At 34.7% G+C, this 13,399-nt stretch carries 15 protein-coding genes and 1 pseudogene; 4 read left to right on the forward strand and 12 right to left on the reverse strand.

Translation table 11 applies throughout. The annotated features are described in order from the left end of the window. Nucleotides 1-120: 120 nt before the first annotated feature. On the reverse strand, nt 121-291 hold the full coding sequence (locus tag E2R67_RS06875; protein WP_134290196.1) for a DUF1508 domain-containing protein: 171 nt from the start codon (nt 289-291) through the stop codon (nt 121-123). A gap of 323 nt (nt 292-614) precedes the next feature. Between E2R67_RS06875 and E2R67_RS06880 the strand changes: the two are divergent. After that, a pseudogene (locus E2R67_RS06880) lies at nt 615-1,009 on the forward strand (DUF2391 family protein). A gap of 162 nt (nt 1,010-1,171) precedes the next feature. On the opposite strand, the gene E2R67_RS06885 reads toward E2R67_RS06880, so the two are convergent. Continuing rightward, a complete protein-coding gene (locus E2R67_RS06885) occupies nt 1,172-1,444 on the reverse strand; it encodes a hypothetical protein (RefSeq protein ID WP_134290197.1) in 273 nt (90 codons plus the stop codon). 32 nt (nt 1,445-1,476) lie between these two features. Next, on the reverse strand, nt 1,477-1,866 hold the full coding sequence (locus tag E2R67_RS06890) for a hypothetical protein (RefSeq protein WP_134290198.1): 390 nt from the start codon (nt 1,864-1,866) through the stop codon (nt 1,477-1,479). Between the two features lie 257 nt (nt 1,867-2,123). Here E2R67_RS06890 and E2R67_RS06895 point away from each other — a divergent pair, with 257 nt between their 5' ends. Both E2R67_RS06895 and E2R67_RS06900 read left to right on the forward strand, forming a co-directional pair. Next, nucleotides 2,124-2,981 (forward strand): ABC transporter permease subunit, encoded by an 858-nt coding sequence (locus tag E2R67_RS06895; RefSeq protein ID WP_445177032.1) that lies wholly within the window; start codon nt 2,124-2,126, stop codon nt 2,979-2,981. Further along, nucleotides 2,978-3,880 carry an ABC transporter ATP-binding protein gene (locus E2R67_RS06900; protein WP_134290200.1) on the forward strand — a complete coding sequence of 301 codons (903 nt, stop codon included), beginning with the start codon at nt 2,978-2,980 and terminating at the stop codon, nt 3,878-3,880. The genes E2R67_RS06895 and E2R67_RS06900 overlap by 4 nt, the downstream gene beginning before the upstream one ends. Before the next feature lie 71 nt (nt 3,881-3,951). Here the strand turns inward: E2R67_RS06900 and E2R67_RS06905 are convergent, their stop codons facing one another. From E2R67_RS06905 to E2R67_RS06945, 9 genes are all read right to left on the reverse strand, one after another. Next, nucleotides 3,952-4,701 (reverse strand): SDR family NAD(P)-dependent oxidoreductase, encoded by a 750-nt coding sequence (locus E2R67_RS06905; RefSeq protein ID WP_134290201.1) that lies wholly within the window; start codon nt 4,699-4,701, stop codon nt 3,952-3,954. Further along, nucleotides 4,649-5,125: a thiol-disulfide oxidoreductase DCC family protein gene (locus E2R67_RS06910; protein ID WP_134290202.1), complete on the reverse strand. Its 477-nt coding sequence runs from the start codon at nt 5,123-5,125 to the stop codon at nt 4,649-4,651. The genes E2R67_RS06905 and E2R67_RS06910 overlap by 53 nt, the downstream gene beginning before the upstream one ends. Continuing rightward, nucleotides 5,118-5,750: a flavin reductase family protein gene (locus E2R67_RS06915; protein ID WP_134290203.1), complete on the reverse strand. Its 633-nt coding sequence runs from the start codon at nt 5,748-5,750 to the stop codon at nt 5,118-5,120. Before E2R67_RS06915 ends, E2R67_RS06910 begins: the two co-directional genes overlap by 8 nt. 177 nt (nt 5,751-5,927) lie before the next feature. After that, on the reverse strand, nt 5,928-7,010 hold the full coding sequence (locus tag E2R67_RS06920; protein WP_134290204.1) for a DUF3419 family protein: 1,083 nt from the start codon (nt 7,008-7,010) through the stop codon (nt 5,928-5,930). 4 nt (nt 7,011-7,014) lie between these two features. Then, nucleotides 7,015-8,094, reverse strand: a complete 1,080-nt coding sequence (locus E2R67_RS06925) for a Rieske 2Fe-2S domain-containing protein (protein ID WP_134290205.1) — start codon at nt 8,092-8,094, stop codon at nt 7,015-7,017. Beyond that, the gene (locus tag E2R67_RS06930) at nt 8,084-9,367 is read right to left on the reverse strand and encodes a F390 synthetase-related protein (RefSeq protein WP_134290206.1); all 1,284 of its coding nucleotides are present in this window, start codon (nt 9,365-9,367) and stop codon (nt 8,084-8,086) included. Before E2R67_RS06930 ends, E2R67_RS06925 begins: the two co-directional genes overlap by 11 nt. Then, on the reverse strand, nt 9,367-10,230 hold the full coding sequence (locus tag E2R67_RS06935; protein ID WP_134290207.1) for an MBL fold metallo-hydrolase: 864 nt from the start codon (nt 10,228-10,230) through the stop codon (nt 9,367-9,369). Before E2R67_RS06935 ends, E2R67_RS06930 begins: the two co-directional genes overlap by 1 nt. Next, a complete protein-coding gene (locus tag E2R67_RS06940; protein WP_208379482.1) occupies nt 10,199-11,191 on the reverse strand; it encodes an NAD-dependent epimerase/dehydratase family protein in 993 nt (330 codons plus the stop codon). Before E2R67_RS06940 ends, E2R67_RS06935 begins: the two co-directional genes overlap by 32 nt. Continuing rightward, a complete protein-coding gene (locus E2R67_RS06945; RefSeq protein ID WP_134290208.1) occupies nt 11,188-12,174 on the reverse strand; it encodes a 3-oxoacyl-[acyl-carrier-protein] synthase III C-terminal domain-containing protein in 987 nt (328 codons plus the stop codon). Before E2R67_RS06945 ends, E2R67_RS06940 begins: the two co-directional genes overlap by 4 nt. 155 nt (nt 12,175-12,329) lie before the next feature. Between E2R67_RS06945 and E2R67_RS06950 the strand changes: the two genes are divergently transcribed. Beyond that, nucleotides 12,330-13,205 (forward strand): carboxylate/amino acid/amine transporter, encoded by an 876-nt coding sequence (locus E2R67_RS06950; protein WP_134290209.1) that lies wholly within the window; start codon nt 12,330-12,332, stop codon nt 13,203-13,205. Nucleotides 13,206-13,399: the final 194 nt, after the last annotated feature.

Consider the following 13,399-nt stretch of genomic DNA (forward strand, 5'->3'; position numbering starts at 1 on the left):
GAAATGGTCAAAACCGATCCATAGTTGGAGAGCTGCCATGAATCGGTTTATAATAGAGTTTGAAGACCGCTTGAAAAAACATCTGTAAAAATGGTAATTACACAGAATTATTTACAGGGTCTATTCTCTAATAGAGTCGTCTGTCATACCATTTGCTTTTGCATCAGCTTCACACTCTTCTTCTGTTTCAAAGTTCTGTGTAGATGCACCTAACATACGACCACTTTTAGCCGTTTTATACCAACACCATTTGTTTCGAGAATCTTTATAGAGTTTCCATTTATCTGACATATTATTAAATCCTTTTTTTGAGAATAGCAGTCATATTATTAACCATAAAACTGATATAAATAAATTAGTAAAAATAATGATAGTCCAAAAAATGAATAATTTTTGGCTTCCCTATAAATAATATTAAATATTTCTTAAAACCAAACAAAACACACATTTTAAGTAGATTTATATTGCCAACCAGTCATGCAATATTATAGCTACCGGTTAAACCGAAGAAGTTATCAACTAAGTGTTTATTTAGCCTCACTCTCTAATATTTACTGTAGAATGTTATCTTCATAAAAAGCATAAAACGATAAATGCTTAAAAATAGGAATAAGATGAAATTAAGTTTTAACTTTGAAGATGCTAGCCAGATATTCGTCGGTGCTTTTGCGCTTGCAGTGCCCATTTCTTTTTCTGAAGAAGCTTGGCGCTTAGGAGAAACCTTACCCGTACAAAACTTATTAATGCTACTTACTCTTTCAGTAGTATTTTTGACTGTTTATACTTATCAAAGTGTTTTTCAAAAAGAAATTAAATCACGAAAAGTGGTTTTTGTTTCACGTATTGTCATTGCTTACTTAATGACAGCCTTGGTGGTTGCATTGGTACTTTTTTGTTTAGATAAACTTCCCTTCGCAGAAGACCCTTTTGTTGCGATAAAGCGAATTATTGTGATCACTATGCTGCATCAATGGGAGCAATTGTTGTAGATAGTTTTGATAAAGAATAATTAAACATATGTGCGACGAAAAGATAAAACTTATTTTATCCATTCCATGACATCAGGTTTTGTAGGAAAACTGATGTTAACAATTAAATCCCTTAGATTATAAATCAAGGGATTTAATATTAATTAACACAATTGCATGGCGGTATCTTAATAGGAGACGCCCTATTCCAATATATACACTGAAATAGCAATAATAGTGTCTAGTTTAATAAATGAGAGTTCTACTTTTTCTTTACCAGTTTTACTATGAGTAATACCTGTCTCTTCTTTTAAAATTAAGACTTCGTTAGTTTTTTGTACATATTCACCAACGATCGTACCATTCTCGGTAGTAACACTAATATCTTTATAACCAGATTCTTGTGCGGCTAAAATACTTTGCTCAATGGCATCGTTGAAATTTAAATCCGCAGCGTATTTTTTTGAAACTGTCATAATATTCCTTAATTGAACTTAGGTAACAAATACTATCGCATTGTTTTTTGCGCTAAATATTCTTGATAAAAAGCATTTGCATCAAAATCGTCAGGTCGGTCTGATTTTGTTAAGTTAGCGCGTTGATCAATACCAGGTGCAAATAAAGTTAGATTATCAAAATCACTCCATGAACTTGTGCTTTGAATTGTCCACCATTTAGCTTTTCCAGGTATTTCTTTAGTTTCCATTACATAGCTACTACAGCGAGTATCATGACACTTTGTTTCATGGAAATAAATTTGACCATCAAAGTCATTATCTACACCATCAACTTTAATTAAGAATGTTTTATCGTCCGCATCACCTATACGTAACATAGTTACTTTGTAATCGCTAGTTTTATATATTTGTGGATATTTACCTAATTTAACATCACTCACGCTTTATTCCTTTGCATCTATAAATTTATATTAGAACAAACTATCACATCATTAATACCATGTTCTAATACTTTTTGATTCGTTAATTAAAGAAGTTAAATGTAGTTTCAACTTTATATAAATTAATAACAGTGTATTGAGTCAATGAATAGATTAACTAGTTCACTTTGATTTAACTGTTAAGCAGATTGTGACCAAAGGAGCTTAACGCATAATGTCAAATGCATTATCCTTAAAAGTGCTATGATTGAAATTATATTTATTCAACTTTTCAAAGGTTTGCTATGCAAGCAAAAAATCAACACAGCAATCTCATCCCAGTATGGTTATTTGCCCAGTTTGAATTAACACGATTATTTTTCACTAAACGAGGTCTATTTTTAGTTGCCTCATTGGCTATTGTCTGGTTTTTCATTTTAGATTTTTTAATCTATGAATCAGTTCAATTACTGCGAGATCCTCTATTACGTGATCAAATTTCTTCGTGGTTTGGTGAGGTTCAATTAGATTACCTATTACAATGGCCCTATTCCGAATTAGCTGTTTATTGGATTATTAGTGTTTTTATCTTTCCATTTATTGCTATTTTAATCTCTTCAGATCAAATCGCTTCAGATATCAAACGTGGCACTGTTCGTTTTTTATTATTACGAAGTACACGTAGTCAATTGCTACTTGGCCGCTTCCTTGGTAAAACGTTAATCGTTACAATACTGATTTTTTTATCTATATTAGCAACTTTTCTAATGGGAATAAATCGCGATGCCACTCAAATAGTGAACTCAATTCCTCAGCTCATATTAATACTATTTAACTTAATACTATTATGTTTACCTTATATTGCATTGATGTCACTACTAAATGCACATTTTCAATCATCAAAAATAAGCCTCTTAATCGCGTTTATAATCGTCCCGGTAATATCAAGTTTGATTGGGTATATCGCAACCTATATTGAACCTGCTGACTATCTACTTTACGCGTTACCCGGTGTACAGTTAACCGATACATTACAATTAGCTGATTTTCAACTTTCTTCATTGTTAATTCCTTTGATTCAAACCATTGGCTATTTATTCTTAACGCAACAAGTACTAGTAAGGAAGTCACTATGAGTACATTAATTAGTTGCCAACAACTTAATAAATACTTCGGCAACAAACAGGTTTTAAAGGATATAAGCTTTGAAATACAAGCAGGTGAAATAACCGCTTTAGTAGGCCCTAACGGTGCAGGGAAAACGACTTTATTTAGCATTTTATGTAATTATCTTTATCCTACTTCAGGAAATGTCACTGTATTTGGCGAAAAACCAGGAAGTAGCCAATTATTTGGAAAAGTAGGAGCTTTGCCGCAGGATGCCCAACTAGATCCTAACTTTACTATTAAAACGCAACTTGAGATGTATGCCAAGCTACAAGGCTTTAATAACCAACAAGCAAAGAATGAATGTTTAAGGGTATTAGAATGTGTGGATTTGCTTGATGTCGTTAACCAAAGGCCATCAACATTAAGCCACGGTATGAGCAAACGAGTTTCCATTGCTCAAGCACTAATTGGTACGCCTAAGCTTGTTTTATTAGATGAGCCGACAGCAGGCTTAGATCCTGCTAATGCACGTAGTATTAGACAACTTGTTATGAACTTATCTGGTGAAACTAGTTTTATTATTAGCTCACATAATTTAGATGAGCTGGAACGACTTTGCTCTAGCGTCTTATTGCTTGATCATGGCGAACTATCGCAACAGGTTATCGGTAAACAAGCACAACAGAGCCAGCAAACCTTAACTTTATTACTTGAAAACTCAACAACATCAACCCTAGCGCTACTGAGTGAGCTACAAGGAATGACTAAGGTTGAAAATATTAACAAGCAAGAATTTATTTTAAAATACAATCTGCTACTGGCAGCTGACTTTGATATTAAACTGATTCAAACTCTGCAGCAGCATGGATTAGAGTATCGCCAAATAAGCAAAGGCTTATCCTTAGAGCAACAACTATTTTCTTAACAATCCACTTATTTTTGGCTCTTTATCCTTATCTTTTTTATTAAAAACAATGAAATAGATAAGGATGTTATTTACCAAGGAATTGATTTACCTTGCCAATCTAAAAAACTAGCTTCACCATCAACAGCTGTTTTATTAACTATTTGTAAAAGTTGAGAGGCAACAAACTCACTCGTAAATAACTTATGAGCAGGGACATTTTTTTGAAACGGTTTAGATAACGGCGTATCAGTGGTACCTGGATGAAATGAAATAAGCTTAATGTTTTTAGCTGATCGTTTAAATTCAATCGCCGCAGATTTAATTAACATATTAGCCGCTGCTTTCGACGTTCTATAGCTGTACCAACCACCAATTTCATTATCACTAATGCTGCCAACACGAGCTGTAAAAATGATCACTTTACAGTCGACTTTACTCTTTAATAGTGGCGTTAAATGTTTTAGCCATAATATAGGCGTCATCGCATTCGCTTTCATCACTTCTAAAAAAGCCTGCTCTGAAAATTCCTGTAAGCGTTTTTCCGGTGTAATATGAGCATTATGTAATAAACCATGGCACAAAAATACTGCTGATATAGCTGTTTGATTATTACTCTCAATATCTTTTACCACTAGGCTTATGGTTCTTTCTTGATAATCATCAACGGCAATGATCTGACATTTTTCAAATACGGCTTGTTGATAAAAACTGATATCTCTCGTTATCACGATCAACTGAGATTGCTCTTCTTCAACCACTTGTAAAGCTAACGCCTTTGCTATATCGCTATTGGCTCCGATGATTATCTTTGTCGTTTGACTGGTTGTTTGACTTAACATAGCAAGTTCCTTGTTCACAATAGTTGGCTTTGATGCCGAAACATTTAGCAATAAAAGAAGAAATAGGATAACGATACTTGGCTAACACTAAATAACATAAATGAGAGAGCTGCTTTATCACTGGCCATTGTAATGGCGCAACTAACCACCCTTTACCGACTAAAGTCCAAGCTCGATGCGTTACATCCAAACCTAATAAACGCTTTCCTTGGAAGGTTCCATGTAAAATCGCGAGGGCTTTATCGACATTAATATCTGGAAAATTTGTCTTAAAATCTGCTTGATGCAAGTCTATTAAGTTGATTTTATTGTGTGAGTCATGACGTTTCAGCTTTTGCATTTCTAAACTACATAATGGACATTTTCCGTCATAAAAAATAATCAGCTGTTCGCTATTAACCTGTTGCTGTAAAACCTCACTCATTATTAATCCCTCTATCGTCACTAAATGAATAGTTCTTTAGCTCAACGTTAGGTTTAGCATAATTTAAACGCGTTAAAGATTGAGTTCGATGATAACCATCCAAACCAGAAACACTGACTGTTTCTAATGCTTCAATGTCAATATAGCCATCACTTTTCATTGCTTCTTCTTCACACATAACATGTACAATTTCACCAATAATAAATTGCGTATTATTTAAAGAAATTGGCATAATTTGTTGAAGTTTTACCGCATATTTAAGCTGACTTTCTTTTACAAAGGGAACATTAAACCCATCTATATAAAAAGGAGATAAATTCGTTTCTTCAAATTCACTTTGGTGTTTTGAATAACGAGCAGATGTTTGATGTGCTTGCCTATAAAATTCACAAGAAACTTGATTAATTGAGTAATAGCCAGTTTCAATTATATTATTTAGCGTATGTCTTTGATCGTTATCAGGTCGCATAATAAATCCCACTAAAGCAGGTGACGCCCCTAAATGAACAACAGAACTAAACATAGCAAGATTGGTTTGCGCTTGTTTGTTTTGAGTTGCAATCAAGTTAGCGCTTTTAAAGCCTGACAAACTGTTAATAAACATGGCACGCTTTCGATCTGGCATTGCTTTGATTTCATTGAAGTCAACATGTTTTAAATTGATAACGATCTCCTTAATAAGCACAAACACATAGAAATTTTATTTACTAAAACTAATACGAGTCAACTTCAATTAAAGATCTTCAAAAAGTACATTAAAGAATCTATCAGTCAGTTTCTTAAAATAAAATGGAGATTCGATTTATGAATGAAGATGTTTAATAGTTGCGCAATTAAAGGAGTAAATAAATGAGTGATCCTCATGAAAAAGCTTATTTTCTAGTGTTTTATCTCTGACAATATTTACTCCATCAATATTTTCAGGGAAGTAATTGACTAGAAAAAAGCGTTCACAAATACGCGCAGAATCCTTAGCAGCAAACATAATTGAACGCCAAATAGATTGATATTGAGTTTGGTTCGCGTAGGAGGAGAAATCAGAAATTGAAAAAGCATCTATTGCGTTTTTATTACGATTCAAATAACTATCAATTGGCATTGTCACTATTTCAAGAATATCAAGTCGCTCCTTAATCATACTAAAATGTCTTTCTTGTAAATGTAACGGCAAGCAATCTTCAGTGTATTTACCAAAAATAATTAAATTCAAAAATGGATTATTTTTCGCTTTTTGATGGCTTATTACATGCGCTAATCGCTCATGAAGATAACGACCAATATGTAAATTAGAATCAATTAAATCAATTCCTGGTTCTTTGAGTAAAACCTTCCAGATCCAACGTACATTCAAGAGTTTGATAAACTGTTTCCAGAAAAAACCATTCCATTTTTTATCGAAAATAGTTTTTTGCTGTTCAATTGTTTCTGCATCAAACAGTTGTTTAACCACTTTAGTTCTAAATCGGGTTAAGCATGACAACTTTAATAGGTAGGTTTCCCATACTCCACAATATAAGATGCCAGATTTAATTTTATCAGCCTCTTGATCCCAATAATTTTTAGCTCTTTCGTTTAAATCTGATCTTAGTTTCTGATAAATTGATAACCGGTCATCGTAAGTGGTAATACCTAAGAATTGCTGAAATTCAGGGTAACTCAGATTTTTATAAGCACTGCATTTTAATGATAATAGGAAATTTTGCTTGTCGTTCATATCAATACTGATTACTTTTTTAGGGTTAGCAATCAATAGATCCAAGGCTCTTGCACCACTTCCTGTGATAGTTAACACAGTGTCATTAGGCGTTAACTTTAAAGCCGCCAGCTCTGAACTTGGATCTTCATTGGCGGCAGAGTAAATAATGGTAGAAAAAAAGTTCTTCATAAAATTAAAGCTTTAATGATGTGCGATGGACCGATGAAATTAAACCAAGGCTTGGTTGTTTCGTTTTTGCTTGTTCACGTAATAGTTTTACTTGATAGCTATAAAGGTCATAGTCAATAAAATCGCCTTTGAACTGGGATAGTTTTGACGGGTTGTTAAACTGTAAAGCAACTATATTCTTATCTTGCTTCAACACTAGCGGTAAAAACAGTTTAAGACCGAGGCGAATCAAAGGATTAAATAAGCGAAATTGACAACTTATTTTAAAAAATGCTCGCGTTTTATTGTGATCAATAGGACACATTATAATTTGAGTTCTAAAGTTAGTTTTATCCTTTTCAAATTGATATTGGATATCAACCTGTGAAGGTGCAATAAACATGTCTTGATGATGTGTTGGATTTTTACTTGGATTAATAAACCAATTAAAAGGCCCTAATGTTTCATCACTTGGTAAATGATCTACCATTAATTTTTGCTGCGCATCTAAATAAATGGCTATCTCTCGGGTTTTAAGTTGTTTAGGTTTTCGGATCAAACCTGAATGAATAAAATTGGTATGCGGCGAGTCCATAAAATTTTCTATCAATGCTTGTTCGTCGCAGTCAAACTCTTCTGTTTTAACAATATCGCCAGTTAACGTCTGCCAATCGTGATAAGTTGGTTTATCTTTTTCATTGTTCTCAAGCGCCTGATCACCAGGGAAAAACCAAATAATACCGCCGCTATTTTTGGAACCAAGCTTCACAAGGGATTTTTTATCGCAATCTGATGGCTCAGTACTATAAGGAATATTGGAACAGTCTCCTTGATGATCAAATTGCCAGCCATGATAAGGACAGCTTAATTGATTTTGCAATAATCGACCTTGACTTAATGGCGCTTGTTTATGGCAACAAGTATCCAAAAAAACGCTTACCTCACCTTGTTTATTTTTCCATACAAGGTAATTGAAATTAAAGGCTTTCACTTTAATCATAGCGTTTTTAGCTAAACAATTCGTTTCAACTAAAGGATACCAATAGTCAGCGAGATGTCCCCACTCAGCTTGTATTTGCTGCTGATAAGCTTTTTTAATGTCCATGCGCTTCAACCTGCGACGTTCCGTAGAGATTCACAACACGTCTTCTTTTACTATTTAAATCCCAGACAGGTGCCGGTTTTGTAATAAACAAGGTTTTTTCAATCCCCTGCTTACTTAACAGCTTTGATAACGCTTCTTTTATTTCAACAGGAAATTGATCGGTTTCTATTTCAATGGAGTTAGATGCCACCTGAGTGATCTTGTAATCAATTAATTGCTCACTGATATAACTTACGGTGCGATAAATTAAATCAGGTAATACACTTACCGTTTTATTTTCATAGGTTAAGCGCAACATATCTCCGCACCGACCACTGATACTTTTGATCGATTCATACAGTCCTTCTTCATTTCCCACTTCAATGATGTCATCGAGTAAATAACGAATAATTGGCTGCGTTTTACGTCGAAAATCAGTAATGATAGGAGAGAAATGAGTTTTCTCTTCGTTTAACCAATAATGCTCGATATAAACCGTATCTTCATTCCAACGCATTACGTTGTTGGTATCACTACAGGCTAAAAAACCTTCCGTGCATTGATAAACTTGTTTCACCGGTTGATTGAATGCCTGGGAAATGAAAGCGCTATCTTCTTCTGTTAATACTTCAGCAGCAGAAATTATTGTGTTCGGCGCTAAGCCTTGATGATGTTGAGCACAAAGGTGGATCGCTTGTGCACTACCAATAATAAGAGTTGGATTAAACTCCACCAATGACGCTAACCATTGTTCAACAGGTTGAGTGATATCGGCATAATGAAATTGAATACGCCCTTTATTAGCGGTTTGGTATAAAGGGCTATCAGCTCTTAGCAATAAAGCAATACGATGCTTTTGTTTGAGACTTGGCAGTAGTTTCGCAAAAATAGTCCCAGCCCAAATACTACGTTCTTTTTTCGATGCTAAAAATAAACCTCGTTGTCCCGATGTACCCGTTGATAAACCAACGGCGATATTGTTAATGATAGATTGGTCAAACTGCCTTGTTTCTTCTGCTGTTAAAGCCAATTTGAACAGTTCATCTTTATCTAATTGAGCGGTATTAAGTTGGTTGAATTTTTCCATCATGATTTTTTTATTCATGATTGGAAATTCACTTAATGGTTTGTTTTTATAGTCTTTATAAAAAGGAGAATGCTCACAAACCCATTGCAAATGGCGCTTAACTTGTTTCTCCTGCCATTTATTTAGTTGTTCTCGAGATGAAAATCGACGGCATTTAGTTTGCAAAAAATAAAATAAGATCCTTAGCTTTTCTAACGTTTTATCCATTAGCTCATCCAGCCTTTAGCCATTAAATTAGCAATCGTTTCTTCACAATGAGAGGGAACAAACTTAACTGAATCATCGCACAGTTCATAACAACGTCTTAGTTTTTGTAATGTGTCTTTATAGGCATGGTGATCATCACTTAAAATATTAGCTATCCAATGTTGGTCAATATGCTTGGCTAAACTGTCTTTTAACCAGCAGGCATCGGCGAGCAAAAAGACAAAACTATTTTCAAGACGAATTAAAAGTCCTATATGTCCTGCAGCATGACCGGGTAAATTTACGACGTAGAGTGATTGATCATGAAACCAGTCCTGCGCATATAAACCTATTTGTTCTTTTAAATCCAGTATATTCGCGATATCGATAGTGAAGGAATCAAAAAATGAAAACTGTTGATTAGCTTTTTCTGGAACAAGGTTTTTTAGGTACCCTTTTCTTACGCGATTAATGCGATTAGCTGTGTTGATATAATCTAAACCTGCTTGATGGCAGTGAATAGTTGCATCAGGAAAATCAACTAATCCTGCAATATGATCCGCATGAAAATGCGACAACAGTAAATGTTTAATGGCAGAGTGATGAATATCTAATGTTTGTAATTGCTCAGCAATATTTTCACCATGATCTAAATGGCAAGGTGTAACCATGGCATAAAAACGTTCAGGAAAGCTTCTTGTGCTTTTATGAAAATCAGGATGGTAGCCAGTATCAAATAAAACGTAGCCTGCTTTAGGATGTTCAATCAAAGCAATGCCTGCAGGAAATTTTTTAGGTTTAATACCGCTGCCCGGTAACACAATAAACCCAGGATGCGTGCAAAAACCAGCTTTAAATAGTCGGATTTTTATGCCAGTTTGCATAACGTTTTATCCCTTCCTTAATGCTAACTTTAGGTTGATAATCCAATATTTCCTGCGCTTTTGAAATATCTAAGGTCTGATCATAATGCAGTAAAGCAGCACTGTAATTGGTTAACCTAGGTTCTTTATGATTCAATAAATATTGATGAATCCATTGATTCCATTTTACCAGAATCCTAACCCATTTATAATTTAACCCTTTGATTTGAGTATTAGGCGCTAATTCACTTAGTAAGTCTGTCAGTAATGATTTGATATGTCCGGGTTGCCCGTTGCTAATATTAAATATATTGCCACTTTCACAATCCGACTCAACTGCCAATATAATCGCATCGGCGACATTATCCACATAGGTTAAATCAACGAGCGGATCTCTCGATGACGGTAGCAATAGATTTTTGTTTTTTATAAAACCTAATAACCTAGGCGCAATAGCTCGATCTTGAGGACCAAAAAGTCCACGTGGCCTTAAAATAAAACTATGCAAATTACTACTTAATACCAATTTTTCTGCTTGTGCTTTGGTTGTTGCGTATTCATTACAAAAAGAAGGCGGCAAAGGCGATGATTCTTTAATGTTTATTTGGCTTTTAAAATCAAAATATAAGCTTGGTGTTGAGATATGAACAAAACGCGGTACCTTAGCTTTTTCTGCCGCTAATAGAATATGTTCAGTCCCCTTTACATTTGCAGAGATAAAGTCAGATTCTTTCCCCCAAGGACTTGATAACGCAGCACAATGCACAACTGCATAAGCATCAGAACAAGCAAGATCTAAACTTTTTAATGAGTTAGAATTAGATAAATCAATTGGATGAAAAACAGCTTGGTACCGCTGAGCTATTTTATCACCTAAAGCTTGGTCTCTTCCAATAAAATGGATTTCATATTGTAGATGGTACAAACGGATCAGCGCTTGACCTAACATGCCCGTTCCACCAGTGATCAGTAATTTTTTCAAAGTGACAATACCGCCATCCCTAAAGAAAGTCCTGCGCCAGTGCCTAGTAACATGATTTTATCTTGTTTTTTAAGATCGTGATTTTTTAATAAATAATCTAAGGCGATGGGGGTTGATGCTGCTATTTGATTCCCCATGGTTGCGATAATATTAACCATATGACTATTATCAAAGCCTAATCGTGTTTCAATATGTTTAAGCCCTAAATGGCTGGCTTGATGTGGCACTATATATCGGATATCGCTTTTATTCACTTTAGCTTTATCTAACCCCTCTTCGACAAAACCTGCAATTAAAGAAGCCACTTGTTTGAATACCTTTTTGCCATCCATAGTAAAATAACTGCCAGCTAAGAAAGTTTCCATATCTGTTTTTGATGGGTGCAAAAAACTACCGCCCGAACGAATTTGGCAATGTTCATATCCTTTAGGGTAAGTTTTAAAAGAGCTTGAAATAAGCCCCAAAGAATCATTATCAGCTTCTAAAATAAAGGCTGCAGCACCATCTGCAAATAGCGAAGATATTTCAGGATTATCGTAAGTGATCCCAACACGAGAGACTTCACTAGAAACGATCAAAATACGTTGATAACGTCCGCTTGAAATAGCACAGTGAGCCATTTCTAATGCAGATAAAAAGGATAAGCAACTGCTATTAATATCCATACTAGCGATATGATGAGGGTCATCGAGCTCAGCTAATAAACTCGCCGCATTATAAGGTAAAACTTGATGACTAGTAGCGCTTGCACTGATTAATAAATCAATATCACTTAGTCCTAACTTTGCTTCTGTTAACGATTTTTTTATCGCTTCACAGCCCATAAAAACAGCCGTTTCTTTATCAGACGCAAAATGACGATACTCAACACCATAACGTTTAAAACAGGTGCCATGTTTAAGGTTAAGTCGATCATCTAATTGCGCCGCAGTGATCCTAGACTCAGGTAAATAAGTCGCACTAGACACTATTCTAAATGCCATAATCTTTCTCTTTATATCAAGTGATAGTAAATAGTATCAATCAGTTAACTAATATGGAACCACTTAAATCTAAGCTTGTTAACCATAATGCAGATTTACCATTGCTTAATAAATAGGTAGACTGCGCACAAATAATTTTTAGGAAAATTAATTACATGCCGATACTTATTGCAGTCACCCTACTTTGGGCTTTTTCATTTAGCTTAATTGGTGTTTATCTCGCCGGACAAGTTGATGCTTGGTTTTCGGTCTTAATGCGCGTTTCTTTAGCAACCTTGGTTTTTTTACCCTTTTTAAAACTTCGTCAGATTGAAGCTAGTGTCGCCTTTAAGTTAATGATTTGTGGTGCTCTGCAATTGGGTATTATGTATGGTTTTTACTATCAATCATTCTTATATTTATCGGTACCTGAAGTTTTATTATTCACAGTAATGACTCCTCTATATGTCACCTTGATAAACGACATGTTAGATTGCCGACTTAATATCGGCTTTGCAATTAGCTCACTTATTGCGATTTGTGGTGCTGTTGCAATACGTTATCAAGGAGTTGATGATGGTTTTATAAAAGGTTTGATCATCGTGCAATGCGCTAATGTTTGTTTTGCTGCTGGCCAAGTTGGTTATAAACGAGTTATCGAGAAAAACTATCCTGATATTGCACAACGTACCGTATTTGGCTGGTTCTTTCTTGGTGCGCTAGCTGTTGTTATCCCTTGTTATATCTTTATGGGAAATCCAGACAAATTACCAACAACGAACTTACAATGGGGAATTTTAATTTACCTCGGGTTAATTGCTTCAGGCTTAGGTTACTTTGCATGGAATAAAGGAGCGACTATGGTCAACATAGGTACTTTAGCCGTTGCTAATAATTTATTGATCCCTGCTGGTATTATAGTCAATGTTGTATTTTGGAACCGAGATGCAGATATTTTACGCTTAGCGATTGGTGGCGGTATTATCTTACTTGCGCTTTGGGTAAACGATAAATTCAACCAAAAATGGGCTAAAGCAAACCTTAATAAATAACTTTATCAATGATTTTATTACTGCCATATTAACCATGCAGTAATAAAATCATCAAGCATTTCAAACTTCCATATTTTTATATGTTCAATGCGATAACGTTCCGCAGCCTAAATATTCTTTCAGTTAGTTATAAATAGACAATTTAGCCCCTTTTGTAATTCTCGTTTAATCACCATTAAACTCGTATCGCTATC

This window comes from Psychromonas algicola (assembly GCF_004378355.1).
GTDB lineage: Bacteria > Pseudomonadota > Gammaproteobacteria > Enterobacterales > Psychromonadaceae > Psychromonas.

What these genes read in the sequence shown, in the direction of transcription:
- E2R67_RS06875 (WP_134290196.1), bottom strand. Translation starts at nt 291, where the DNA reads ATGTCAGATAAATGGAAACTCTATAAAGATTCTCGAAACAAATGGTGT.
- E2R67_RS06885 (WP_134290197.1), bottom strand. Translation starts at nt 1,444, where the DNA reads ATGACAGTTTCAAAAAAATACGCTGCGGATTTAAATTTCAACGATGCC.
- E2R67_RS06900 (WP_134290200.1), top strand. Translation starts at nt 2,978, where the DNA reads ATGAGTACATTAATTAGTTGCCAACAACTTAATAAATACTTCGGCAAC.
- E2R67_RS06905 (WP_134290201.1), bottom strand. Translation starts at nt 4,701, where the DNA reads ATGTTAAGTCAAACAACCAGTCAAACGACAAAGATAATCATCGGAGCC.
- E2R67_RS06910 (WP_134290202.1), bottom strand. Translation starts at nt 5,125, where the DNA reads ATGAGTGAGGTTTTACAGCAACAGGTTAATAGCGAACAGCTGATTATT.
- E2R67_RS06915 (WP_134290203.1), bottom strand. Translation starts at nt 5,750, where the DNA reads ATGCCAGATCGAAAGCGTGCCATGTTTATTAACAGTTTGTCAGGCTTT.
- E2R67_RS06920 (WP_134290204.1), bottom strand. Translation starts at nt 7,010, where the DNA reads ATGAAGAACTTTTTTTCTACCATTATTTACTCTGCCGCCAATGAAGAT.
- E2R67_RS06925 (WP_134290205.1), bottom strand. Translation starts at nt 8,094, where the DNA reads ATGGACATTAAAAAAGCTTATCAGCAGCAAATACAAGCTGAGTGGGGA.
- E2R67_RS06930 (WP_134290206.1), bottom strand. Translation starts at nt 9,367, where the DNA reads ATGGATAAAACGTTAGAAAAGCTAAGGATCTTATTTTATTTTTTGCAA.
- E2R67_RS06935 (WP_134290207.1), bottom strand. Translation starts at nt 10,230, where the DNA reads ATGCAAACTGGCATAAAAATCCGACTATTTAAAGCTGGTTTTTGCACG.
- E2R67_RS06945 (WP_134290208.1), bottom strand. Translation starts at nt 12,174, where the DNA reads ATGGCATTTAGAATAGTGTCTAGTGCGACTTATTTACCTGAGTCTAGG.
- E2R67_RS06950 (WP_134290209.1), top strand. Translation starts at nt 12,330, where the DNA reads ATGCCGATACTTATTGCAGTCACCCTACTTTGGGCTTTTTCATTTAGC.